The organism is Serratia sp. L9, from assembly GCF_050632285.1.
Classification (GTDB): Bacteria; Pseudomonadota; Gammaproteobacteria; order Enterobacterales; family Enterobacteriaceae; genus Chania.
This window is the reverse complement of the sequence record NZ_CP192591.1, coordinates 227,340-250,203: the sequence shown is the minus strand read 5'-3', so window position 1 is coordinate 250,203 and position 22,864 is coordinate 227,340. Positions and strand designations below refer to the sequence as shown.

Sequence of the window (22,864 nt, the reverse complement as noted above, 5' to 3'; positions counted from 1 at the left end):
CTAATGAGTGACTACAAGAATACCCTGAACTTGCCGGAAACAGGGTTCCCGATGCGTGGCGACCTCGCCAAGCGTGAACCTGGCATGCTCGACCGTTGGTATGAACAGGATCTGTACGGGATTATTCGTGCTGCCAAAAAAGGCAAAAAATCCTTCATTCTGCATGACGGCCCTCCGTATGCGAATGGCAGCATTCACATTGGTCACTCGGTAAACAAGATCCTCAAAGACATTATTATCAAGTCAAAAGGGATGGCTGGCTTTGATTCACCTTATGTCCCTGGCTGGGATTGCCACGGCTTGCCTATTGAACTGAAGGTAGAGCAACTGTATGGCAAACCAGGCGAAAAGCTGACGCCAGCGGAGTTCCGCCAGAAGTGCCGTGAATATGCTGCCGAGCAGGTTGAAGGCCAGAAAAAGACTTCATCCGCCTGGGGGTTCTGGGGGATTGGGATCACCCGTACCTGACCATGAACTTCAAGACTGAAGCCAACATCATTCGCGCGTTGGGTAAGATCATCAGCAATGGCCATCTGCTCAAAGGTGCCAAACCGGTGCACTGGTGTACGGACTGCGGCTCTTCTCTGGCAGAAGCCGAAGTGGAATATTACGATAAAACTTCGCCCTCTATCGATGTCGCTTTCCACGCGGTAGATGTGGCGGCGGTTATCGCCAAGTTTGGCGTAAGCAGCGTTGATGGCCCGGTTTCTCTGGTTATCTGGACCACTACGCCATGGACATTGCCAGCCAACCGTGCAATCTCGCTGAACCCTGAGTTTGGCTATCAATTGGTGCAGGTTGAAGGCCAATGCCTGATCCTGGCGTCGGATCTGGTTGAAAGCGTGATGAAGCGTGCGGGCATCGCCCAATGGGTCGTGCTGGGCAGCTGTAAAGGCAGCGACCTGGAACTGATGCGTTTCACGCATCCGTTTATGGGTTTCGACGTGCCGGTCGTGCTGGGCGATCACGTTACGCTGGATGCCGGTACCGGTGCGGTACATACCGCTCCTGGCCATGGCCCGGACGACTTTATCATCGGCCAGAAATACGGGCTGGAAGTTGCCAACCCGGTGGGGCCGAACGGTTGCTATCTGACCGGCACCTATCCTTCACTGGATGGCAAATTCGTGTTCAAAGCCAACGATCTGATCGTTGAACTGCTGCGTGAGAAAGGCGCACTGCTGCACGTAGAAAAATTGCAGCACAGCTATCCGTGCTGCTGGCGCCACAAAACGCCAATCATCTTCCGTGCCACGCCGCAGTGGTTTATCAGCATGGATCAGAAAGGCCTGCGCAAGCAGTCGCTGGAAGAGATCAAAGGCGTGCAATGGATCCCTGACTGGGGCCAGGCACGTATCGAGACGATGGTGGCAAATCGCCCAGACTGGTGTATCTCGCGCCAGCGTACCTGGGGTGTGCCAATGTCTCTGTTCGTGCATAAAGATACCGAGCAGCTTCACCCGCGCAGCGTCGAGCTGATGGAGGAAGTGGCCAAACGCGTAGAGCAAGACGGTATTCAGGCCTGGTGGGATCTGGACGCAGCCGACATTCTTGGTGCAGAAGCGGCTGATTATGTGAAAGTACCCGACACGCTCGACGTGTGGTTCGACTCTGGGTCAACTCACTCTTCGGTGGTGGATGTACGCCCGGAATTCAACGGTCACGGTGCAGACATGTATCTGGAAGGCTCCGACCAACACCGCGGCTGGTTTATGTCATCGTTGATGATTTCGACCGCCATGAAGGGCAAGGCGCCTTATAAAGAAGTTTTGACCCATGGCTTCACCGTCGATGGCCAGGGCCGCAAAATGTCCAAATCCATCGGCAATACCATCAGTCCGCAGGACGTGATGAACAAATTGGGTGGCGATATTCTGCGCCTGTGGGTCGCCTCCACCGATTATACCGGTGAGATTGCGGTTTCCGACGAGATCCTCAAGCGTGCAGCCGACTCTTATCGTCGCATCCGTAACACCGCGCGCTTCCTGCTGGCAAACCTGAACGGGTTTAATCCGAGCACCGACTGCGTGGCCGCCGATGAAATGGTGGTACTGGATCGTTGGGCCGTTGGTCGTGCATTGGCGGCACAGCAGGATATCGAACAGGCATATGCCAACTATGACTTCCATGAAGTGGTACAGCGCCTGATGCAGTTCTGCTCGGTCGAAATGGGCTCCTTCTATCTGGATATCATTAAAGACCGCCAGTACACCGCGAAAAGTGACAGCGTGGCGCGCCGCAGCTGCCAGACCGCGCTGTTCCACATTGCCGAAGCGCTGGTTCGTTGGATGGCGCCGATCATGTCGTTTACCGCCGATGAAATCTGGGGCTTCATGCCGGGCAAACGTGCCCAGTATGTGTTCACTGAAGAGTGGTACAGCGGCCTGTTTGGCCTGGCGGAAGGCGAAGGCATGAATGATGCTTTCTGGGCCGATCTGCTGAAAGTCCGTGGTGAAGTGAACAAGGTGCTGGAACAGGCCCGTGCTGATAAACGCATTGGTGGTTCGTTGGAAGCGGCGGTGACGCTGTATGCCGACAGCAGCCTGGCTGCACGTCTGCACAGCCTGCAGGATGAACTGCGCTTTGTCTTGCTGACGTCATCCGCCAGCGTGGCTCCGCTTGAGGATGCTCCTGCGGATGCGCAACCCAGCGAACTGTTGAAAGGGCTGAAAATTGCTTTCAGTACCGCCGTTGGTGAGAAGTGCCCGCGTTGCTGGCATTACACCACCGACATCGGCCAGGTGGCGGAGCATGCAGAACTTTGTGGCCGCTGTGTGACCAACGTCGCCGGTGACGGCGAAAAACGTAACTTTGCCTGAGAACAAGCGCCTGATGAGTAGACCGATAAGTTCGACCGGCTTGCGCTGGCTATGGCTGGTAGTGGTGGTTCTGGTGCTGGATCTTGCCAGTAAACATTGGATCCTGAGTAACTTCGTGCTGGGTCAGACCCAGCCGTTGTTCCCGTCATTCAACCTGTACTACGCCCGTAACTACGGTGCCGCGTTCAGCTTCCTGGCGGATCACGGTGGATGGCAGCGCTGGTTCTTCGCCGGTATCGCGATTGCGATTGTGGCCGTGCTGCTGGTGATGATGTATCGCAGCAGTGCTCAGCAGAAACTGAACAACATTGCCTATGCTTTTATTATCGGCGGTGCGCTCGGCAATCTGTTCGATCGGTTATGGCACGGTTTTGTAGTCGATTTTATCGACTTCTACGTGGGTAACTGGCATTACCCGACCTTTAACCTGGCGGACAGTTTTATCTGCGTAGGTGCAGTGATGATCGTGCTGGAAGGGTTCTTGCCGGCGAAGAAAAGTGTCAAGAGTGAAGGTAAGTAATATGACGGCTCAGGTTAACAGCAGCAGCGCAGTGCTGGTGCACTTTACGCTGAAACTGGAAGATGGCTCAACGGCTGAATCTACCCGTGGTAACGGCAAACCAGCGCTATTCCGTCTGGGTGATGGCAGCCTGTCGGCGCCGCTGGAACAGCAGTTGATCGGCCTGCGTGCCGGGGATAAATGCGCTTTTACCCTACAGCCGGAAGCGGCATTCGGGGTGGAGAACCCGGATCTGATCCAGTTCTTCTCACGCCGCGACTTCACCGAGACCGGCGTGCCGGATGTTGGCACCATCATGTTGTTTACGGCTATTGATGGCAGTGAAATGCCTGGCGTAGTGCGTGAAGTGGCGCAAGACTCGGTCACCGTTGATTTTAACCATCCGCTGGCGGGGCATCCGGTCACCTTCGATATCGAAGTGCTGGAGATCGACCCGCAGCAGGAGGAGACACATGCAAATATTGCTGGCTAACCCGCGTGGTTTCTGCGCTGGGGTTGATCGTGCGATCAGCATTGTGGAGCGTGCGTTGGAGATTTACGGCGCCCCAATCTACGTGCGTCACGAAGTGGTGCACAACCGCTACGTAGTCGATAGCCTGCGTGAGCGTGGGGCGGTGTTTATTGAAGAGATCTCGGAAGTGCCGGACGGTTCGATCCTGATCTTCTCCGCACATGGCGTTTCACAGGCCGTACGTGCCGAAGCCAAAGCCCGTGAACTGACCATGTTGTTCGATGCCACCTGTCCCTTGGTGACCAAGGTACATATGGAAGTGGCACGAGCCAGCCGCAAAGGCACCGAGGCGATCCTGATAGGCCATGCCGGGCACCCGGAAGTCGAAGGCACCATGGGCCAGTACAGCAACCCGAAAGGGGGATGTATCTGGTTGAGTCGCCGGAAGATGTCTGGGATCTGCAGGTGAAGAATGAACATAACCTGTGCTTTATGACGCAGACCACGCTTTCGGTGGATGACACCTCGGAAGTGATAGATGCCCTACGCAAGCGCTTCCCGGAGATTATCGGGCCGCGCAAGGATGATATCTGTTACGCCACCACCAATCGTCAGGAAGCGGTGCGTAATCTGGCTGGCGATGCTGATGTAGTGCTGGTGGTCGGGTCAAAAACTCCTCCAACTCCAACCGCTTGGCCGAACTGGCGCAGCGTGTCGGTAAACCGGCCTATTTGATCGACTCGGCAGCGGATATTCAGGAAACCTGGTTGAAAGATGCCGCCAATATTGGGGTTACCGCCGGGGCTTCCGCGCCAGACGTGCTGGTTCAGGATGTGATCAACCGCCTGAAGGCCCTGGGTGGCAAAGAGGTTCATGAGATCAGCGGCCGCGAAGAGAATATCGTGTTTGAAGTGCCGAAAGAACTGCGCATGGAAGTCAAACAGATCGACTGAAAGCGGCATTATGATTGACCAGACGGGGAGCCTAGGCTCCCCGTTTTGCATGTGTAGATTAGGCGGGGCTGCCGTAAAGTGCTATCAACGTGCATAATGCATAAATAGTGCATAGCTATGTGAATTTGCTTTACCGACGTGAAACGGGTAATTGTTAATCAATTGATAGCGTTACTGATAACTGGCCAGCGATATCATAATTTTCTAATCCTCAATGAAATCCTCTAGCAGTGTTAAGGTGAGGAAGTTACCCTCAACCAATAGCCGAGGATCGGCTTCTGACCAAAAAGAGAGCGAAGTATGACAGATTCACAAATCCGCATCGCGATTGCGGGTTCCGGTGGCCGCATGGGGCGTCAACTGATTCAGGCGGTACAGCAGGCGCAGGGCGTTGTATTGGGGGCTGCACTGGAGCGCCCGGGTTCGAGCCTGGTGGGTACCGATGCCGGTGAATTGGCTGGCGTTGGCGCGGTTGGGGTCACCGTCAGCGATAGCCTGGAAAGGGTCGCCAATGATTTCGATATCCTTATCGACTTTACCCGCCCGGAAGGGACCTTGAACCATCTGGAGTTCTGCGTAGCCCATAACAAAGGCCTGGTGATCGGCACTACCGGCTTTGATGATGCGGGTAAAGCGGCGATCCAGGCGGCAGCCGAGCAGATTGGTATCGTATTTGCCGCCAACTTCAGCGTTGGGGTTAACGTGATGCTGAAACTGTTAGAGAAGGCTGCCAAGGTGATGGGGGATTACACCGATATTGAAATTGTAGAAGCTCACCACCGCCACAAAGTGGATGCGCCTTCAGGCACTGCGCTGGCGATGGGCGAGGCGATTGCCGGGGCGCTTGGTCGTGATCTAAAAGAATGTGCAGTTTATCAACGCGTTGGATATACCGGCGAGCGGGATCCGAAAAGCATCGGCTTTGCCACTATCCGTGCTGGCGACATCGTTGGTGAACATACTGCTATGTTTGCAGACATCGGCGAGCGAGTGGAAATCACCCATAAAGCCTCAAGCCGTATGACTTTCGCCAACGGTGCGGTGCGTGCTGCCACATGGGTGGCAAAGCAGCAAAAAGGGCTGTTTGATATGGGTAAAGTACTCGGTTTAGATGAGTTATAATTTTAATTTCACCATCGTGATGTGGTTGTGTTGGTTATAATGCCATGATAATAGGACAATAATTTTATTGTCCTTTTTTTAACAGTTAAAATATGCATTACGATTAGTATTTAATTGATTGCTCGCATTTTTCATTGTTATCTTTCTTTTTATTCTCTTTTATCGCCACTATCAGTTAATTGCGGGGGAGAGTAGCCATTTTCAGCACTTTTTTCTGTCATTGTGCCTCGCAACCGTTTACCAACCCAAGTTTCCTGGTGTTTTTGTGGCTGTTAAGCCTATTAAACCGCGAGGGCAGCAAAAATAAGATAAAAAATGGCGCTTTGGCTAGACAAGTGGGGCACGCATCATTAAAATGCGCCCAATTTGCCAAAAATTGGCCTTGAGGGCGGTTTTTGCATTGATTTAGTTTTCGATATCTGAATTAATATGCAAATATTGTGATTTATTATTCCTCGGAGGGTGTTTTGATTAAGTCAGCGCTATTGGTTCTGGAAGACGGAACCCAATTCCACGGTCGGGCCATCGGGGCAGAGGGTACGGCAGTAGGGGAAGTGGTCTTCAATACGTCGATGACCGGTTATCAAGAAATCCTCACTGATCCTTCCTACTCCCGCCAGATCGTTACTCTTACTTATCCTCATATCGGCAATGTCGGCACCAATGCTTCCGACGCAGAATCCTCCGCTGTTCATGCTCAAGGCCTTGTCATCCGCGACCTCCCATTGATTGCCAGCAACTACCGTAACGAAGAAGGGTTGTCCGAATACCTCAAGCGCCACAATATCGTGGCGATTGCCGATATCGATACCCGCAAACTGACTCGCCTGCTGCGTGAGAAAGGTGCGCAGAACGGTTGTATCATCGTGGGCGACGTGACGGATGCCGAACTGGCGCTGCAAAAAGCCAAGGCTTTCCCAGGCCTGAAAGGGATGGATCTGGCAAAAGAAGTCACCACCAAAGAAACTTACACCTGGCAGCAGGGGAGCTGGACCCTGGAGGGAGATTTGCCGGAGGCGAAAGCTGCTGGTGAACTGCCTTACCACGTGGTGGCCTACGATTATGGCGCCAAACGCAATATCCTGCGCATGCTGGTGGATCGCGGTTGCCGTCTCACCGTTATACCGGCACAGACCCCTGCAGAAGAGGTATTGAAAATGAATCCGGATGGCATCTTCCTGTCCAACGGCCCAGGTGATCCGGAGCCTTGTGATTACGCCATCACTGCCATCAAACAATTTCTGGAAACCGACATTCCGGTATTCGGTATCTGCCTGGGCCACCAACTGTTGGCACTGGCCAGCGGTGCGAAAACCGTGAAGATGAAGCTCGGCCACCACGGTGGTAACCACCCGGTAAAAGATCTGGATAACAATACCGTGATGATCACCGCGCAGAACCACGGTTTTGCCGTAGATGAAAACAATCTGCCGGGTACGCTGCGTGTGACGCACAAATCCTTGTTCGACCACACGGTGCAAGGGATCCATCGGACTGACAAAGCGGCGTTCAGCTTCCAGGGGCACCCAGAAGCCAGCCCCGGCCCGCACGACGCGGCACCCCTGTTCGATCACTTTATCGAACTGATTGAGACTTATCGTTCTAACGCCAAATAATCAGGAGCAGTAAAAATGCCAAAACGTACCGACATAAAAAGCATCCTGATCCTCGGCGCTGGCCCGATTGTTATCGGCCAGGCGTGTGAGTTCGACTACTCCGGTGCCCAGGCGTGTAAAGCGCTACGTGAAGAGGGTTACCGCGTTATTCTGGTCAACTCGAACCCGGCGACCATCATGACCGACCCGGAAATGGCCGATGCAACGTATATCGAGCCAATTCACTGGGAAGTGGTGCGTAAGATTATCGAAAAAGAGCGCCCGGATGCGGTGCTGCCAACCATGGGCGGGCAAACTGCGCTGAACTGTGCGTTGGAACTGGAACGCCAGGGCGTGCTGGCCGAGTTCGGCGTCACCATGATTGGTGCCACAGCCGATGCCATCGACAAAGCGGAAGATCGCCGCCGTTTCGATATTGCCATGAAGAAGATCGGCCTGGATACGGCACGTTCCGGCATTGCCCATAATATGGAAGAAGCGTTGGCGGTTGCCGCTGACGTAGGCTTCCCTTGCATCATCCGCCCTTCATTTACCATGGGCGGTTCCGGCGGCGGTATCGCTTATAACCGTGAAGAGTTCGAAGAGATTTGCGAGCGTGGCCTGGACCTGTCACCGACTAAAGAGTTGCTGATTGACGAATCGCTGATTGGCTGGAAAGAGTACGAGATGGAGGTGGTGCGTGACAAGAATGATAACTGCATCATCGTCTGCTCCATCGAAAACATCGATGCAATGGGTATTCATACCGGTGACTCGATCACGGTAGCTCCGGCACAAACGCTGACCGACAAAGAGTACCAAATCATGCGTAACGCCTCGATGGCGGTGCTGCGTGAAATCGGCGTTGAAACCGGCGGTTCTAACGTGCAGTTCTCGGTGAACCCGAAAACTGGCCGCCTGATCGTCATCGAAATGAACCCGCGTGTATCCCGCTCGTCGGCACTGGCGTCGAAGGCCACCGGTTTCCCGATTGCCAAAATCGCTGCCAAACTGGCGGTGGGTTATACCCTCGATGAACTGATGAACGACATCACCGGTGGCCGCACCCCAGCCTCCTTTGAGCCTTCCATCGACTATGTGGTTACCAAGATCCCCCGTTTCAACTTCGAGAAGTTTGTCGGTGCCAATGACCGTCTGACCACCCAGATGAAGTCCGTCGGCGAAGTCATGGCCATTGGCCGCACCCAGCAGGAGTCGCTGCAAAAAGCGCTGCGTGGCCTGGAGGTGGGGGCGACCGGTTTTGATCCGAAAGTGAGCCTGGACGATCCGGAAGCGCTGACCAAGATCCGCCGCGAACTGAAAGATGCCGGTTCGGATCGTATCTGGTACATCGCCGACGCGTTCCGTGCCGGTCTGTCTGTTGACGGCGTGTTCAACCTGACCAACATCGATCGCTGGTTCCTGGTACAGATTGAAGAACTGGTGCGCCTGGAAGAGCAGGTTGCCGAAGCAGGCATCAATGGTTTGAGTGCTGAGTTCCTGCGTACGCTGAAGCGTAAAGGCTTTGCCGACGCACGTCTGGCCAAGCTGGCGGGTGTTTCAGAAAATGAAATTCGCAAGCTGCGCTACAGTTTCAGCCTGCACCCGGTTTACAAGCGTGTAGATACCTGTGCGGCGGAGTTCGCCACCGATACTGCCTACATGTATTCCACCTATGAAGAAGAGTGCGAATCCAACCCGACCAACGACCGCCCGAAAATTATGGTGCTGGGCGGTGGCCCGAACCGTATCGGCCAGGGTATTGAATTTGATTACTGCTGCGTACACGCTTCACTGGCGCTGCGTGAAGACGGTTACGAGACCATCATGGTCAACTGTAACCCGGAAACCGTCTCTACCGACTACGACACTTCGGATCGTTTGTACTTCGAGCCGGTAACGTTGGAAGACGTGCTGGAAATCGTACGCCTCGAGAAGCCAAAAGGCGTGATCGTTCAGTACGGTGGGCAAACCCCGCTGAAACTGGCGCGTGAGTTGGAAGCGGCAGGCGTGCCGATTATCGGCACCAGCCCGGATGCGATTGACCGCGCAGAAGATCGCGAACGCTTCCAGCAGGCGGTGAACCGCCTGGGCCTGAAGCAGCCAGCCAACGCCACCGTAACCACTATCGAACAGGCAGTAGAGAAAGCGGCTGGCATCGGTTATCCACTGGTGGTACGCCCATCTTATGTGCTCGGTGGCCGTGCGATGGAAATCGTTTACGATGAAATCGACCTGCGTCGTTACTTCCAAAGCGCCTTTATCGTTTCTAACGATGCGCCGGTGCTGCTGGACCGTTTCCTGGATGATGCGGTAGAAGTGGATGTTGACGCGATCTGTGACGGTGAGCGGGTGCTGATCGGCGGCATTATGGAACACATCGAACAGGCTGGCGTGCACTCCGGTGACTCCGCCTGTTCACTACCTGCTTACACCCTGAGCAAAGAAATCCAGGATGTGATGCGCCAACAGGTTGAAAAGCTGGCGTTCGAACTGCAGGTGCGTGGTCTGATGAACGTGCAGTTTGCGGTGAAGAACAACGAAGTCTACCTGATCGAAGTGAACCCACGGGCAGCCCGTACCGTACCGTTTGTTTCAAAAGCCACTGGCGTACCGCTGGCGAAAGTGGCCGCTCGCGTCATGGCCGGTAAATCGCTGGCCGAACAGGGCGTGACCGAAGAAATTATCCCGCCGTATTACTCAGTGAAGGAAGTGGTGCTGCCGTTCAACAAGTTCCCTGGTGTTGACCCGATCCTCGGGCCGGAAATGCGTTCGACCGGTGAGGTGATGGGCGTTGGCCGAACCTTCGCAGAGGCTTTCTCCAAAGCGATGCTGGGCAGCAATTCCGGCATGAAAAAGCAGGGCCGGGCACTATTGTCGGTGCGTGTTGGTGATAAAGCCCGCGTGGTAGATTTAGCCGCCAGCCTGCTCAAGCAAGGTTTTGAACTGGATGCGACCCACGGTACTGCCGTCGTGCTGGGCGAGGCCGGGATTAACCCACGCCTGGTTAACAAGGTGCATGAAGGGCGCCCGCATATTCAGGACCGTATCAAGAATGGCGAGTATACCTATATCGTCAATACCACGGCAGGCCGCCAGGCGATTGAAGACTCCAAACTGATCCGCCGCAGTGCGCTGCAGTACAAAGTGCATTACGACACCACCCTAAACGGCGGCTTTGCCACCGCGATGGCGCTGAAAGCGGATCCGACCGAGCAGGTGACTTCAGTCCAGGAAATGCACGCACGTATCAGTAAGTAATGCTGCAACCTCGTTGCCTATGAAAAGGACGGGATTATCCCCGTCCTTTTCTTTTATCTTCATCAGCCAATTTGCTCGCTTCCGATAAAAATTTCCGCTATTAATCCCGCCGTTTGCTGTCACGATATATGATTGATGTATGACACCAAACGCCGAGAACCGCATGATCCTGATTATTTATGCTCACCCCTATCCCCGGCATTCTCATGCCAATCAACGACTCATTCAGGCAGTGAAAGACATTCCCGGTGTGGAAGTGCGCGCGTTGTATGAGCTTTATCCGGATTTTAATATCGACATCAACGCCGAGCAGCGGGCGTTGGAACAGGCTGACATGGTGGTGTTACAGCATCCGATGCAGTGGTACAGCCAACCGCCGTTGCTGAAACTGTGGATCGACAAAGTGCTGGAGCACGGCTGGGCTTATGGTCATGAAGGTAATGCGCTGGTGGGGAAAGATTGCCTGTGGGCGGTGACCAGTGGCGGTGATGAGCAGCATTTTGCGTTAGGAGATTACCCCAACTTTGCTGCGCTGGCTCAACCACTACAGGCAACGGCGATTTATTGTGGCATGAAGTGGCAGCCTTTCTTCGCGGTACATAACACCTTTACCTGCAACGAACCTGCGCTGATAGCCGCCGGAGAAGCCTATCGCCAGCGATTGATGCAATATCTGATGGAACACAGCGTAGCATTGGGCGAACAGGAGCCAACGCATGGATAATCATCAAATGATGATCGAAGGGCTGATCTACCTGGGTTCTGCCGCGCTGTTGGTACCTATCGCGGTGCGGCTGGGGTTGGGGTCGGTGCTGGGGTATCTGATCGCAGGTTGTATCATCGGGCCCTGGGGGCTGAAACTGGTTTCCGATGCGGAGTCGATCCTGAGTTTTGCCGAGATCGGCGTGGTGTTGATGCTGTTTATTATCGGCCTGGAGCTGGATCCCCGGCGTTTATGGACGTTACGGGCCTCGGTGTTTGGCGGCGGCTGTATCCAGATGGTGGGTTGTGGCCTGGTGCTGAGCGCCTTCTGCTACTTCCTGGGGTTGAACTGGCAAATTGCCTTGTTGATTGGCCTGACGCTGGCCCTCTCTTCCACCGCAATTGCCATGCAGGCCATGAGTGAGCGTAACCTGACGCCCTCGCCGATTGGCCGTAGCTCGTTTGCCGTGCTGCTGTTTCAGGATATCGCTGCCATCCCGCTGGTGGCGATGATCCCGCTGCTGGCCAGCAGCGGTGCAGCGACAACGCTTGGAGCGTTCGTGTTTTCTGCCGCCAAGGTAGTGGGGGCTCTGGCGATAGTCGTGCTGCTGGGGCGCTATGTCACCCGGCCATTGCTGCATTTTGTCGCTCGTTCTGGCATGCGTGAGGTCTTTAGCGCCGTAGCGCTGTTTTTGGTGTTCGGCTTTGGCATCCTGCTGGAAATGGCCGGGCTTTCGATGGCAATGGGGGCATTTCTCGCCGGGGTGTTGCTGGCCAGCTCAGAATATCGCCATGCGCTTGAAAGCGATATTCAGCCGTTTAAAGGGTTGTTGCTCGGCCTGTTCTTTATCGGTGTGGGCATGTCGATCGACTTCGGCACCTTGTTACATCACCCTGTGCTGATCGCCTCGCTGTTGCTGGGATTTATGTTGTTGAAAGCCGCACTGTTATGGCTGGTGGCACCGATCCTCGGGGTACCCAAGCGCCAGCGTGGGATGTTTGCCATTTTGCTGGGGCAGGGCAGTGAGTTTGCTTTTGTTATCTTTGGTGCCGCGCAGATGGCTGGCGTGTTGCCGCTGGAATGGGCTAAGTCGTTAACGCTGGCGGTAGCGCTTTCGATGGCGGCTACCCCGCTGTTGTTGGTGATTGCTGCCCAGTTAGCCAAGAAAGCGCCGCCGGACGATCGCCCGGCAGATGTGATCGACGAAGAGAATGCCAGCGTGATCATTGCCGGTTTTGGTCGCTTTGGCCAGATCGCAGGCCGTATGCTGCTGGCTAACGGTGTGCATACCGTGGTACTGGATCATGATCCCGACCATATCGAAACGCTGCGTAAATTCGGCACCAAGGTATTTTATGGTGACGCAACACGGGCTGACCTGCTGGAGGCAGCAGGTGCCGATCACGCTAAAATTCTGATCAATGCCATTGATGACGTGGAGGCCAACCTGCAACTGACCGAGCTGGCCAAGCGCCATTTTCCGCACCTGAAAGTGGTGGCGCGTGCCCGTGATGTCGATCACTGGTATCAGTTACGGCAATTGGGGGTAGAAAAGCCGACCCGCGAAACGTTTGAAAGCTCGCTGCTGATTGGCAGAGAAGCGCTCGAATTGTTGGGGCTGGATGCCTACGAGGCACGAGAGAAAGCAGATACTTTCCGCCGTAATAACCTGAAAATGCTGGAAGATACCCTGGATAATTACCAGGACACCGAGTTCCGCATCGCAGGCATGCAGCGGGCAAAAGAAATGCTGTCACAGGCCATTGAACAGGATCAGGCGCGCCTGACTCTGGTACCGCAAACCGGATGGCGCGGCAGTATTGACGGCAAAGCGCCGGAAGAGGAAGTGGTGGAAGCCAAAGGTTGAGAAAAACCAGACGAGGAACCTGAAAGTTCCTCGTCGATTGATCAACTCAGCGCGACCTTAATGCCCAGCGCAATCAGCATCCCGCCCAGCAGTTTATCGACCACTTTTTGCGTTTTCTGCAGGCCACGGCGTACCGGCCCACTCTGGATCAAAAATACCAGCATTGGCCACCAAACGACCGACAGACCGAAAATAATCCCCGCATACCACAGCTTTTCGCCAATACCGGAGTTGATTTGCAGCACCTGGGTAAATACCGCCAGGAAGAACAGCGTGGCTTTCGGGTTTAGCAGATTACACAGATAACCCTGTACAAAGGCGCTCTTCAGACTGACCTGTTGCTGAGGCAGGCTGCTGACGTTCATTTTGCCGCCACCACGTGACAGCAAAGCCTGAATACCTACCCAGATCAGATAGAGCGCTCCGGCGTACTTCAGCATATTAAACAGCCACGGCGTGGTGGTGATCACCACCGCCAGGCCGGCGACGCAGTAAGACATGTGGGTGGCTACTCCACAGATGACGCCGAATGCGGTCATCATTGCTGCCAACCGCCGATAGCGAGCCGCGTTTTTAATCACCAGGAAAAATCCGGCCCTGGGGAAAGCATCCCCAGCGTGGCAATCCCGGCAACGAACAGTGAGGTTTCAAGCATAAGCGGTGTCTCTGAGAAAAAGGCCTGATTGGGCTGATAATAACGCCGCTCCCCCTGACGCGCATCAACCTATTGCAGTAATCTTTGGTTATATGATGATCATTCATTCAGGGGAAGCGATTTGAGCGATATGAATCAGGGATTAACCGTAGAGATACCAAGCGTTAACCGACAGCAGCGTGAAATTACGCGTTTGTGCATTCAGTGCGCTCTGTTGCTGTTGCAACACGGCGCGGAAAGCATGGTGGTGGAGCAATTATCCACCCGTCTGGGGCTGGCGCTAGGGATGGACAGCGTGGAAAGCTCCATTTCGGCTAATGCCGTGGTGCTGACAACTATCAGTAATGATGCCTGCCTGACCACCACGCGCAAGAACGTCGATCGCGGGATTAATATGCAGGTGGTGACCGAGGTGCAGCATATTGTGATCCTCGCTGAACACCATTTGGCAGAGGCCCATGATGTTGCCAGGCGCTTCGAAAAAATCCGCCCACTCCGTTACCCACGCTGGTTGGTGGTGCTGATGGTGGGGTTATCCTGCGGTTGCTTCAGTATGCTTAACGGCGGCGGGCCAGATGCTTTTGCCGTGACTTTTTTGGCCAGTGGGCTGGCGATGTTTGTACGCCAGGTGCTGACTGCCCGCCATATGAACCCGCTGATCAACTTCTGCCTGACCGCCTTTGTTGCCACTTCGGTTTCCGGCCTGTTACTGCGATTACCCATTTTCAGTCATACTTCCAGCGTGGCGATGGCGGCCAGCGTTTTGCTGCTGGTGCCAGGTTTCCCACTGATTAATGCGGTGGCCGATATGTTTAAAGGCCATGTGAATACCGGGCTTGCTCGCTGGGCAATGGCCAGTTTACTGACTCTGGCAACCTGTATTGGGGTGGTGATGGCCATGTCACTGTGGGGTTTGCGGGGGTGGTCATGAGTCTGTTATGGGCACTTTTGCAGGATATGTTGTTGGCTGCCGTGCCAGCCTTGGGCTTTGCCATGGTGTTCAACGTGCCGATGCGCGCGCTGCGATATTGCGCCTTGCTGGGGGCATTGGGGCATGGCTCACGTATGTTGATGATGCATGCTGGCATGAATATCGAATGGGCCTCGTTTTTGGCGGCGATCCTGATCGGTGTCATTGGGATTAACTGGTCACGCTGGTTGCTGGCCCACCCGAAGGTGTTTACCGTAGCGGCTGTTATCCCGATGTTCCCTGGTATTTCCGCTTATACCGCGATGATCAGCGTGGTGGAAATTTCGCATCTCGGCTACAGCGAAGCGCTGATGTCATTGATGATTTCCAACTTCCTCAAGGCCTGTTTTATTGTTGGAGCACTGTCGATAGGCCTGTCGGTTCCGGGATTGTGGCTGTATCGTAAGCGCCCGGGTGTCTAAGACCGTGGGCAGGTTGCGCCGAGTTTTATGCCTCATTCCGGTCACGAGGCAGCAACTTGAAATCAACAGCGATCAGACTGAGGGGCCAGGATTACGTTCAGACGTCTCTTATATATACACATTGCTGGATAACCCTATCGACGCTGGCAGGGGCTTTACGTATAGTGTGAACAATTTTGCTGCCTATACAGGGTTTCACAATGATTATCAGTTTGATTGCTGCCTTGGCGGCAGATCGTGTTATCGGTATGGAAAACGCCATGCCGTGGCACTTACCGGCGGATTTAGCGTGGTTTAAGCGTAACACCTTGAACAAACCGGTCATTATGGGCCGCAAGACTTTTGAGTCGATTGGCCGTCCGTTGCCGGGCCGCCATAATATCGTTTTAAGCAGCCAGCCAGGCACGGAGGCCGGTGTTAGCTGGGTGACTTCGCTGGAGGACGCATTGGCCGTTGCCGGTGATGCTGAAGAAATTATGGTGATGGGTGGTGGGCGGATTTATAACCAGTTTCTGCCAAAGGCAAACCGTTTATATCTGACGCATATCGATGCCGAAGTGGAAGGTGACACTTACTTCCCGGATTACGAACCGGATGAGTGGGAAACGTCTTTCAGTGAGTTCCATGATGCTGACGCACTGAACTCGCACAGCTATTGCTTTGAAGTTTTAGAACGCCGTTAAGTTTGCCAGATAGCTATTTGGGCACCTGCGGGTGCCCAATGTTTTTTAAGACGCAGCCAAGGTATCCAGGCCATCTATGATTTCGCGGCGATTGGCCGGCTGGGTGAAGTATTGTTTGTCTTCCCAACGCAGCATGGTCAGATCCCCTCCCCAGCAGCAGCCGGTATCCAGGCCAATAATGCCTTCCGGTGTGCCTTTACCTTCCAACGAAGCCCAGTGTCCAAAAATGATGGTGTAGTCGGGGTCGACCAGGCGTGGCAAGTCAAACCAGGGCTTTAACGGTGCCGGAGCGCTGCCCGGCGCGTCTTTGCAGATCATGTCCAGTTGGCCATTTGGGAAGCAGTAGCGCATGCGGGTCAATGCATTGGTGCTGAAACGTAAACGTGCCAGCCCGCTGAGTTCCGGGCTCCAATTGTTGGGCATATCGCCATACATGGCATCAAGGAACAGCGGATAGCTGTCGCTGCTTAACACGGCTTCAACTTCGCGGGCACAGGTCCGCGCGGTTTCAATATCCCATTGTGGGGTAATACCGGCATGGCCCATGATCAGCTTGAGTTTATCATCGACCTGCAACACCGGTTGGCGCCGCAGCCAATTGATCAACTCGTCGCCATCTGGCGCTTCCAGCAGCGGCGTAATGCGGTCTTTGGGCTTGTTACGGCTGATACCGGCGTAAACCGCCAGCAGATGCAGATCATGATTCCCCAGCACCATACGGACTGCCGGGCCGAGCGAGCGCACGTAACGCAACACGTCGAGCGAGCCAGGGCCACGAGCAACCAGATCGCCGGTCAGCCACAGCTGGTCTTGGAGTGGATCGAAATTAACTTGAGCTAATAGCGACTGCAGTTCATCGAAACAACCATGAACGTCGCCGATAAGATATGTCGACATATTAGTGGATCAGCGTAGGGATAGCTAAGCGGAACACCGGAATGGCGGTGCGGAATGGTTGGCCTTGATGGTCAATCATTTCGTAATGGCCTTCCATGGTTCCCAGCGGTGTTTCCAGAACCGCACCGCTGGTGTATTGGAACTCGCTGCCGGGCCGGATAATCGGCTGTTCGCCGATCACACCCTCGCCCTGAACTTCGGTCTGACGACCGTTACTGTTGGTGATCAGCCAGTAACGGCCCAGTAGTTGCACGTCAAAACGCCCCAGGTTACGGATAGTGACGGTATACGCGAATACGTAACGCTCTTCCTCAGGTATCGATTGTGTTTCCACATAAACACTCTGAACCTGAATACATACACGAGGCGAATCAATCATGATCACTACTCCTTTATTGCTGCGGCGCCTGTTGTGTTGAAAGCCAGTTTGCCAGCTTACAGTACTGCGCTACAGAAATATTTTCTGCCCTGAGCGTCGGATCGACGCCGAGTTCCGTCAGTTGTTCCGGGGTGAACAGATCCCCCAGACTGTTACGGATGGTTTTTCTGCGTTGGTTAAACGCCTGGGTAGTAACACGGCTTAGCATACGCACATCACCGACCGGATTAGGGATCACGGTGTGTGGTACCAGGCGCACCACGGCGGAATCTACTTTTGGCGGTGGAGCGAACGCGGTAGGCGGTACTTCCAGCACCGGAATAACGTTGCAGTAATACTGCGCCATTACGGTCAAGCGCCCGTAAGCCTTGCTGTTCGGCCCGGCAACCAGACGGTTGACCACTTCTTTTGCAACATAAAGTGCATGTCGCGGATAGCCGAAGTATAGCTGAAAAGGTGGAACATCAGCGGCGTCGAGATATTATACGGCAGGTTGCCAAACACTCGCAGCGGTTGGCCAGCCTCGGCGGCCATTTCGGAGAAATTCACCGTCATGGCATCCTGCTGATGGATGGTCAGCTTGTCTTTTAGTTGGGGGTGATTGGCCAGGCGGGCGGCCAGATCGCGGTCCAGTTCGATGACGGTCATGCGATCCATGCGGGCGCCAACCGGCTCGGTCAACGCGCCCAGGCCGGGGCCGATCTCAATCACAGCCTCACCGGGCTGCGGGTGAATAGCCGAGACAATGCTATCAATGACAAACTGATCGGTTAAAAAGTTTTGTCCAAAACGTTTGCGGGCAAAGTGCCCTTGGTGGACTCTATTATTCATTACAATTAATTATCATTTTAATGGCGAGATTCAATGCCGTTTTAAAACTGCCTGCATCGGCATTGCCGCTGCCAGCCAGTTCCAACGCGGTACCGTGGTCGACCGAGGTACGGATAAAAGGCAAACCCAGCGTGATATTCACCGCCCGGCCAAACCCCTGGTATTTTAGTACAGGCAAGCCCTGATCGTGATACATCGCCAGCACCGCGTCTGCGTGTTGCAGATATTTGGGCTGGAATAACGTGTCTGCCGGGAGTGGGCCAATCAGGTTGATGCTGCGGCCGCGTAGCACGTCGAGCGCTGGAATAATCACATCCAGCTCTTCACGGCCCATATGCCCGCCTTCCCCCGCGTGGGGTTCAGCCCGCAAACGTAAATTTGCGGCTTTGCAATGCCAAACTTGGTTTTCAGATCCTGATCAAGAATAGTGATCACTTCGAACAGGTTTTGCTGGGTGATCGCACCCGGTACCGCCAGTAACGGTAGATGGGTGGTTGCCAGAGCCACGCGCAGTTCTTCGGTGGCCAGCATCATCACCACGCGTTTGCAGTGGCTACGATCGGCGAAGAATTCTGTATGCCCGATAAACGGCACGCCGCCATCATTGATGGCGCCCTTGTTGACCGGGCCGGTCACCAGTGCGGCAAACTCGCCATTCAGGCAACCATCACAGGCGCGAGCCAGAGTTTCTACCACATAGGCGCTGTTAGCTATATTCAGTTCACCGGCGACCATCCGCGCTGGGGCAGTGACGGGTAAAACCGTCAAAGTACCGGCACGTTGCGGCTGTGCAGGTTGGCCGGGTTGGTAGTCACGCAGCGTTAAGGGTAACGCCAACTGCCGGGCGCGCTCAAGCAACAAGGCCGGATCGGCACAGACAACCAGCTCAACAGGCCAATCCTGTTGCGCCAATGCTGCGACCAAATCCGGCCCAACCCCGGCAGGCTCGCCGGGGGTAATCACGATACGTTTATGGCTGTACATTGCTTCCATCAAGGATCTTCACGTAGGCCGCGGCACGTTGTTCCTGCATCCAGGTTTGCGCTTCTTCAGCAAACTTGCGGTTGAACAGCATACGATAAGCACGATCTTTCTGAGCGGCATCGGTTTTATCCACCTGGCGGGTATCCAACAGTTGGATCAGGTGCCAGCCAAAGGAAGAGTGCACCGGCTCGCTAACCTCACCTTTCTGCAGCTTCAGCAGCGCATCACGGAAGGCTGGATCGTACATGTCTGGAGAAGCCCAGCCCAGATCACCGCCTTGCAATGCGGAACCTGGATCTTGAGAAAGCTGTTTGGCTTCCTCTTCAAACTTGGCTTTACCACTTTTGAGCGCCGCAGCGACTTCTTGCAGTTTTGCCCGCGCCTGATCGTCAGTCATCACGACAGAAGGCTTTAACAGAATATGACGTGCGTGCACTTCGGTTACCGAAATTGACTGAGAACCGCCACGGATATCGTTAACTTTAAGAATGTGGAAACCAACGCCGGAACGGATAGGCCCGATGACTTCACCTTTCTTGGCGCTCACCAGCCTTTCTGCGAACAGTGTTGGCATTTCCTGCAGTTTACCCCAACCCATCTGGCCACCTTTCAGTGCCTGAGAGTCCGCCGAGTAGGTGATTGCCAATTTACCGAAATCTGCACCGCCGTTGATTTCACCCACCAGGCGTTTAGCCAGTGCTTCAGCTTCATCAACCTGCTGTTGAGATGGATTCTCTGGCAGTGGGATCAGGATGTGGCTGAGGTTGACGTCGGTTTCACCGCCGTTCTGCGCCCCAACCTGTTTGGCCAACGCGTCGACTTCCTGTGGCAGGATGGTCACGCGGCGGCGAACTTCATTGTTACGCACTTCCGAAGTCAGCATTTCTTTGCGGATTTGCGCACGGTAAGTGTTGTAGTTCAGGCCTTCATACGCCAAACGGCTGCGCATTTGATCAAGGCTCATTTTGTTCTGCGCCGCGATATTGCCGATCGCCTTGTCCAGATCGGCATCGGAGACGGTGATCCCCATCTTTTGCGCCATCTGCAACAGAATGTTATCCATGATCAAACGTTCAAGGATCTGGTGACGCAACGTATTGTCGTCTGGCAATTGCTGGCCAGCCTGCTGCGCGTTGAGTTTCACCGATTGCAGTAAGCTGTTCACGTCGCTCTCAAGCACTACGCCGTTATCAACGACGGCGGCGACTTTATCCACTTCTTGGGGTGCTGCGAACGCGGTATTGGCACAAACCACCAATCCGAGAAGAAGCGTTCTCCAGTTCTTCATACATTTCCCGTTATCAAAATCCGCAAATGCGGGTGAAAGTTGTCGTTTCCAATAATGCATTAACCAACATCAGAAGGCGCGCTGGTATGGCAGGATCCCTGAGCGCAGCATTTCAGTGGTACCGAGGCTGTGATCGCTGCTCAGACCGCGTAATTCGACGTTGAATGAAAATTTATTATCGTACTTACTGATCTGGTTACCGGTATCCCAGTCAGTGATCTTACGTTCGTAACCCAGGTTAATCGCCCAACAGCAGGTGTTATAACGCACACCGACCAACTGGCTGGCAGTCTGTTTCGCGCGGGTGTCATAGTAATACCCCCAACGACGGCCCAACGATCGGCGATTGGCCAGCTACCCACCAGACCTACCTGAGAAATACCGTCCTGATAGCCAGGGTTGCTGATATCCGGCAGGGTAGCCGAAATATATTCCGGGCTGGCATAACGGTAGTTCAACTGAACCATACGATTTTCATCTTGACGATATTCCACTACCGCGTCACCTAACGCGAAGCTGTCAAGACGGGTGTCATACTGCACACCACCGCGCAGGCCCCAACGGTCATCAATCTTCCAGTAAGTGTCTCCAGCCCAAACTACGCTGCCGGTGTCATCACTGTTATCAAAGTTGCTGTTATGATCCCCGGTCCGTGAACGGCTGAGGTAGTAGATTTGACCCACAGAAACGTTAAAACGTTCAACCAGCGCATCATCATAAATACGTGAAGTGATACCTGCTGCCACACGGTTTTGCGAAGCTATGCGATCCAGGCCGCTGTATGAGCGATCACGGAACAGGCCGGAGTAATCGGTTTGCAGCAGGGTTGAGTCATAGGTATAGATATCGCTTTGATCGCGGTAGGGTACATACAGGTACTGCATGCGCGGCTCTATGGTTTGGGTATAACCTTCTGACCAATCCATATCGCGATCAAAGACCACTTTGCCGTCAGTCTTGAATTGCGGCATGACACGGTTTACCGACCCTTTCAGTTCGGGCGCCTGGCTGCCCCCGTTACGATTGGCATAATCGGTGGCGAAACCGTTGGGGATATCCTGCTGGAAATGCGTGGCCATCAGTTTGGCTTCGGTATTCCAGTTGCCCCAACTGTTGGCCAGCGGCAGGTTAATGGCCGGCTCAATATGCCAGCGAGTGGCCTCTGGGTTGTTCGGGTTGACGCTGGTGAAATTGGCTACCTGGCCGTAAGTATGTAAATCAAACGGGCCAATATCGGTTTTGTAATAGTTCACGTCCAACTGCGGTTGCGCGCGGTAGGCGTTTTGGTTACCCGCACCGCTGAATATCTGGAATTGCTTTGATGCCAGAGTGGCATCCCAGTTTTCATTGGCATACCCGACGCTGAATTTCTGAGAGGCGTAACCGTCGGTGGTGGAACCGTATTTGGAATCCAGATCGGTAAAGTAATAAGGATCGCTGACCTTGGTGTAGTCGACGTTGAAACGCCACACCTTATCCATGACACCGCTATGTCCCCAGTAGAACAACCAACGTTTATTGTCGTCGGTATTGCCATGGTCATCTTCAAACTGGCTATCGCTTGGCAGCCAGTCTAACGCCAGGGTACCCAGACCAGGTTGTAACAGATAACGGAATTCGTTCTGCCACTGCAGGCCACGGTTCGACATATAGTGCGGCGTGATGGTGGCATCAAAGTTCGGCGCAATGTTCCAGTAATAAGGCAGCATGAACTCGATGCCGTTATTACTGCTGTATTTGGCATTCGGGATCAGGAAGCCTGAACGGCGCTTATCACCGACCGGCAGTTGCAGGTAGGGGCTGTAAAAGACCGGGACCTTGCCAATCTTGAAGCGGGCATTCCAGATCTCAGCGACTTCTTCTTCGCGATCGTGGATCACCTCCGAGCCGACTACGCTCCAGCTGTCATCGCCTGGCAGGCAGGAGGTGAAGGTACCGTTTTCCAAAATGGTATAGCGGTTTTGGCCGCGCATTTTCATTTTGTCGGCATCACCACGTCCCTGGCGGCCCACCATCTGATAGTTGCCTTGATAGACATCGGTATCTTTGGTGTTCAGGTTCGACCAGGCTTTTGGCCCTTTCAGTTTTATCTGGTTATTCGCGTAGTGCACGTCACCCGTGGCGGTGACGGTACGGATAGGATCGGGCTGCCCGTCTTTCTGTGTCTGGTTCAGTTCAACCTGTTCCGCCGTCAGGGTGCTATTCCCCTGTTCGATATTGACGTTACCGGTGAAAAGAGCGCTGCCTGGATAATTGGCGTTAGAGTCATCAGAACGGATGGTGACCGGCAAGCTGTTGGGGTCGCCAGTGATGACAGGTTTGTCATAAACAGGCACGCCGAGCATGCATTGCTCAGCCAGATCGGCCAGCGCATGCTGACTGTAAAGTGCGGTCCAGATCAACGTGGCCAGCAGTGTTGGGAAACTTTTTTCATACGCGGTTTTGGTGTTCCGTCATCAGAGGC

14 protein-coding genes and 6 pseudogenes are annotated in these 22,864 nt (G+C 54.3%); 13 read left to right on the top strand and 7 right to left on the bottom strand.

Annotated features, from left to right (window positions below; genetic code table 11):
* Positions 1–3: 3 nt before the first annotated feature.
* The 10 genes and pseudogenes from ileS to kefC form a co-directional block, all read left to right on the top strand.
* Positions 4–2,471, top strand: a pseudogene (ileS, locus tag ACQ86O_RS01070) (isoleucine--tRNA ligase); the annotation flags it as partial.
* The gene (locus ACQ86O_RS01065; protein WP_431225622.1) at positions 2,457–2,819 is read left to right on the top strand and encodes a zinc finger domain-containing protein; all 363 of its coding nucleotides are present in this window, start codon (positions 2,457–2,459) and stop codon (positions 2,817–2,819) included. The pseudogene ileS and the gene ACQ86O_RS01065, both read left to right, overlap by 15 nt.
* A gap of 13 nt (positions 2,820–2,832) precedes the next feature.
* Positions 2,833–3,339 (top strand): signal peptidase II, encoded by a 507-nt coding sequence (lspA, locus tag ACQ86O_RS01060; RefSeq protein WP_431223792.1) that lies wholly within the window; start codon positions 2,833–2,835, stop codon positions 3,337–3,339.
* A gap of 1 nt (position 3,340) precedes the next feature.
* A complete protein-coding gene (gene fkpB, locus ACQ86O_RS01055) occupies positions 3,341–3,811 on the top strand; it encodes an FKBP-type peptidyl-prolyl cis-trans isomerase (RefSeq protein WP_431223791.1) in 471 nt (156 codons plus the stop codon).
* Positions 3,792–4,743, top strand: a pseudogene (gene ispH / locus ACQ86O_RS01050) (4-hydroxy-3-methylbut-2-enyl diphosphate reductase). The gene fkpB and the pseudogene ispH overlap by 20 nt, the downstream one beginning before the upstream one ends.
* Before the next feature lie 300 nt (positions 4,744–5,043).
* The gene (dapB, locus tag ACQ86O_RS01045; protein ID WP_431223790.1) at positions 5,044–5,865 is read left to right on the top strand and encodes a 4-hydroxy-tetrahydrodipicolinate reductase; all 822 of its coding nucleotides are present in this window, start codon (positions 5,044–5,046) and stop codon (positions 5,863–5,865) included.
* A gap of 467 nt (positions 5,866–6,332) precedes the next feature.
* Positions 6,333–7,481, top strand: coding sequence for a glutamine-hydrolyzing carbamoyl-phosphate synthase small subunit (carA, locus tag ACQ86O_RS01040; protein ID WP_431223789.1), 1,149 nt, complete (start codon positions 6,333–6,335; stop codon positions 7,479–7,481).
* Positions 7,482–7,496: 15 nt separating this feature from the next.
* Positions 7,497–10,721: a carbamoyl-phosphate synthase large subunit gene (carB, locus tag ACQ86O_RS01035; protein WP_431223788.1), complete on the top strand. Its 3,225-nt coding sequence runs from the start codon at positions 7,497–7,499 to the stop codon at positions 10,719–10,721.
* Positions 10,722–10,884: 163 nt separating this feature from the next.
* Complete coding sequence (kefF, locus tag ACQ86O_RS01030; protein WP_431225621.1) at positions 10,885–11,445, top strand: glutathione-regulated potassium-efflux system oxidoreductase KefF; 561 nt, start codon at positions 10,885–10,887, stop codon at positions 11,443–11,445.
* Positions 11,438–13,291: a glutathione-regulated potassium-efflux system protein KefC gene (gene kefC / locus ACQ86O_RS01025; protein WP_431223787.1), complete on the top strand. Its 1,854-nt coding sequence runs from the start codon at positions 11,438–11,440 to the stop codon at positions 13,289–13,291. Before kefF ends, kefC begins: the two co-directional genes overlap by 8 nt.
* A 41-nt stretch (positions 13,292–13,332) precedes the next feature.
* On the opposite strand, the pseudogene ACQ86O_RS01020 reads toward kefC, so the two are convergent.
* A pseudogene (locus ACQ86O_RS01020) lies at positions 13,333–13,946 on the bottom strand (LysE family translocator).
* A 130-nt stretch (positions 13,947–14,076) separates the two neighbouring features.
* On the opposite strand from ACQ86O_RS01020, the gene ACQ86O_RS01015 reads away from it, so the two are divergent.
* From ACQ86O_RS01015 to folA, 3 genes are all read left to right on the top strand, one after another.
* Complete coding sequence (locus ACQ86O_RS01015; RefSeq protein ID WP_431225620.1) at positions 14,077–14,877, top strand: threonine/serine ThrE exporter family protein; 801 nt, start codon at positions 14,077–14,079, stop codon at positions 14,875–14,877.
* Entirely contained in the window at positions 14,874–15,338 is a 465-nt protein-coding gene (locus ACQ86O_RS01010; RefSeq protein WP_431223786.1) for a threonine/serine exporter, read from the top strand. The genes ACQ86O_RS01015 and ACQ86O_RS01010 overlap by 4 nt, the downstream gene beginning before the upstream one ends.
* 203 nt (positions 15,339–15,541) lie before the next feature.
* Positions 15,542–16,021, top strand: a complete 480-nt coding sequence (gene folA / locus ACQ86O_RS01005) for a type 3 dihydrofolate reductase (protein WP_431225619.1) — start codon at positions 15,542–15,544, stop codon at positions 16,019–16,021.
* A 45-nt stretch (positions 16,022–16,066) separates the two neighbouring features.
* Here folA and apaH read toward each other — a convergent pair whose 3' ends face one another.
* From apaH to lptD, 6 genes and pseudogenes are all read right to left on the bottom strand, one after another.
* Positions 16,067–16,918: a bis(5'-nucleosyl)-tetraphosphatase (symmetrical) ApaH gene (apaH, locus tag ACQ86O_RS01000; RefSeq protein WP_431223785.1), complete on the bottom strand. Its 852-nt coding sequence runs from the start codon at positions 16,916–16,918 to the stop codon at positions 16,067–16,069.
* Between the two features lies 1 nt (position 16,919).
* Positions 16,920–17,297: a Co2+/Mg2+ efflux protein ApaG gene (apaG, locus tag ACQ86O_RS00995; protein ID WP_431223784.1), complete on the bottom strand. Its 378-nt coding sequence runs from the start codon at positions 17,295–17,297 to the stop codon at positions 16,920–16,922.
* Between the two features lie 13 nt (positions 17,298–17,310).
* Positions 17,311–18,128, bottom strand: a pseudogene (gene rsmA / locus ACQ86O_RS00990) (16S rRNA (adenine(1518)-N(6)/adenine(1519)-N(6))-dimethyltransferase RsmA).
* Positions 18,121–19,112 (bottom strand): annotated as a pseudogene (gene pdxA, locus ACQ86O_RS00985) (4-hydroxythreonine-4-phosphate dehydrogenase PdxA). Before pdxA ends, rsmA begins: the two co-directional pseudogenes overlap by 8 nt.
* Entirely contained in the window at positions 19,099–20,400 is a 1,302-nt protein-coding gene (gene surA / locus ACQ86O_RS00980) for a peptidylprolyl isomerase SurA (RefSeq protein WP_431223783.1), read from the bottom strand. The pseudogene pdxA and the gene surA overlap by 14 nt, the downstream one beginning before the upstream one ends.
* 69 nt (positions 20,401–20,469) lie before the next feature.
* Positions 20,470–22,814 (bottom strand): annotated as a pseudogene (lptD, locus tag ACQ86O_RS00975) (LPS assembly protein LptD).
* Positions 22,815–22,864 lie beyond the last annotated feature (50 nt).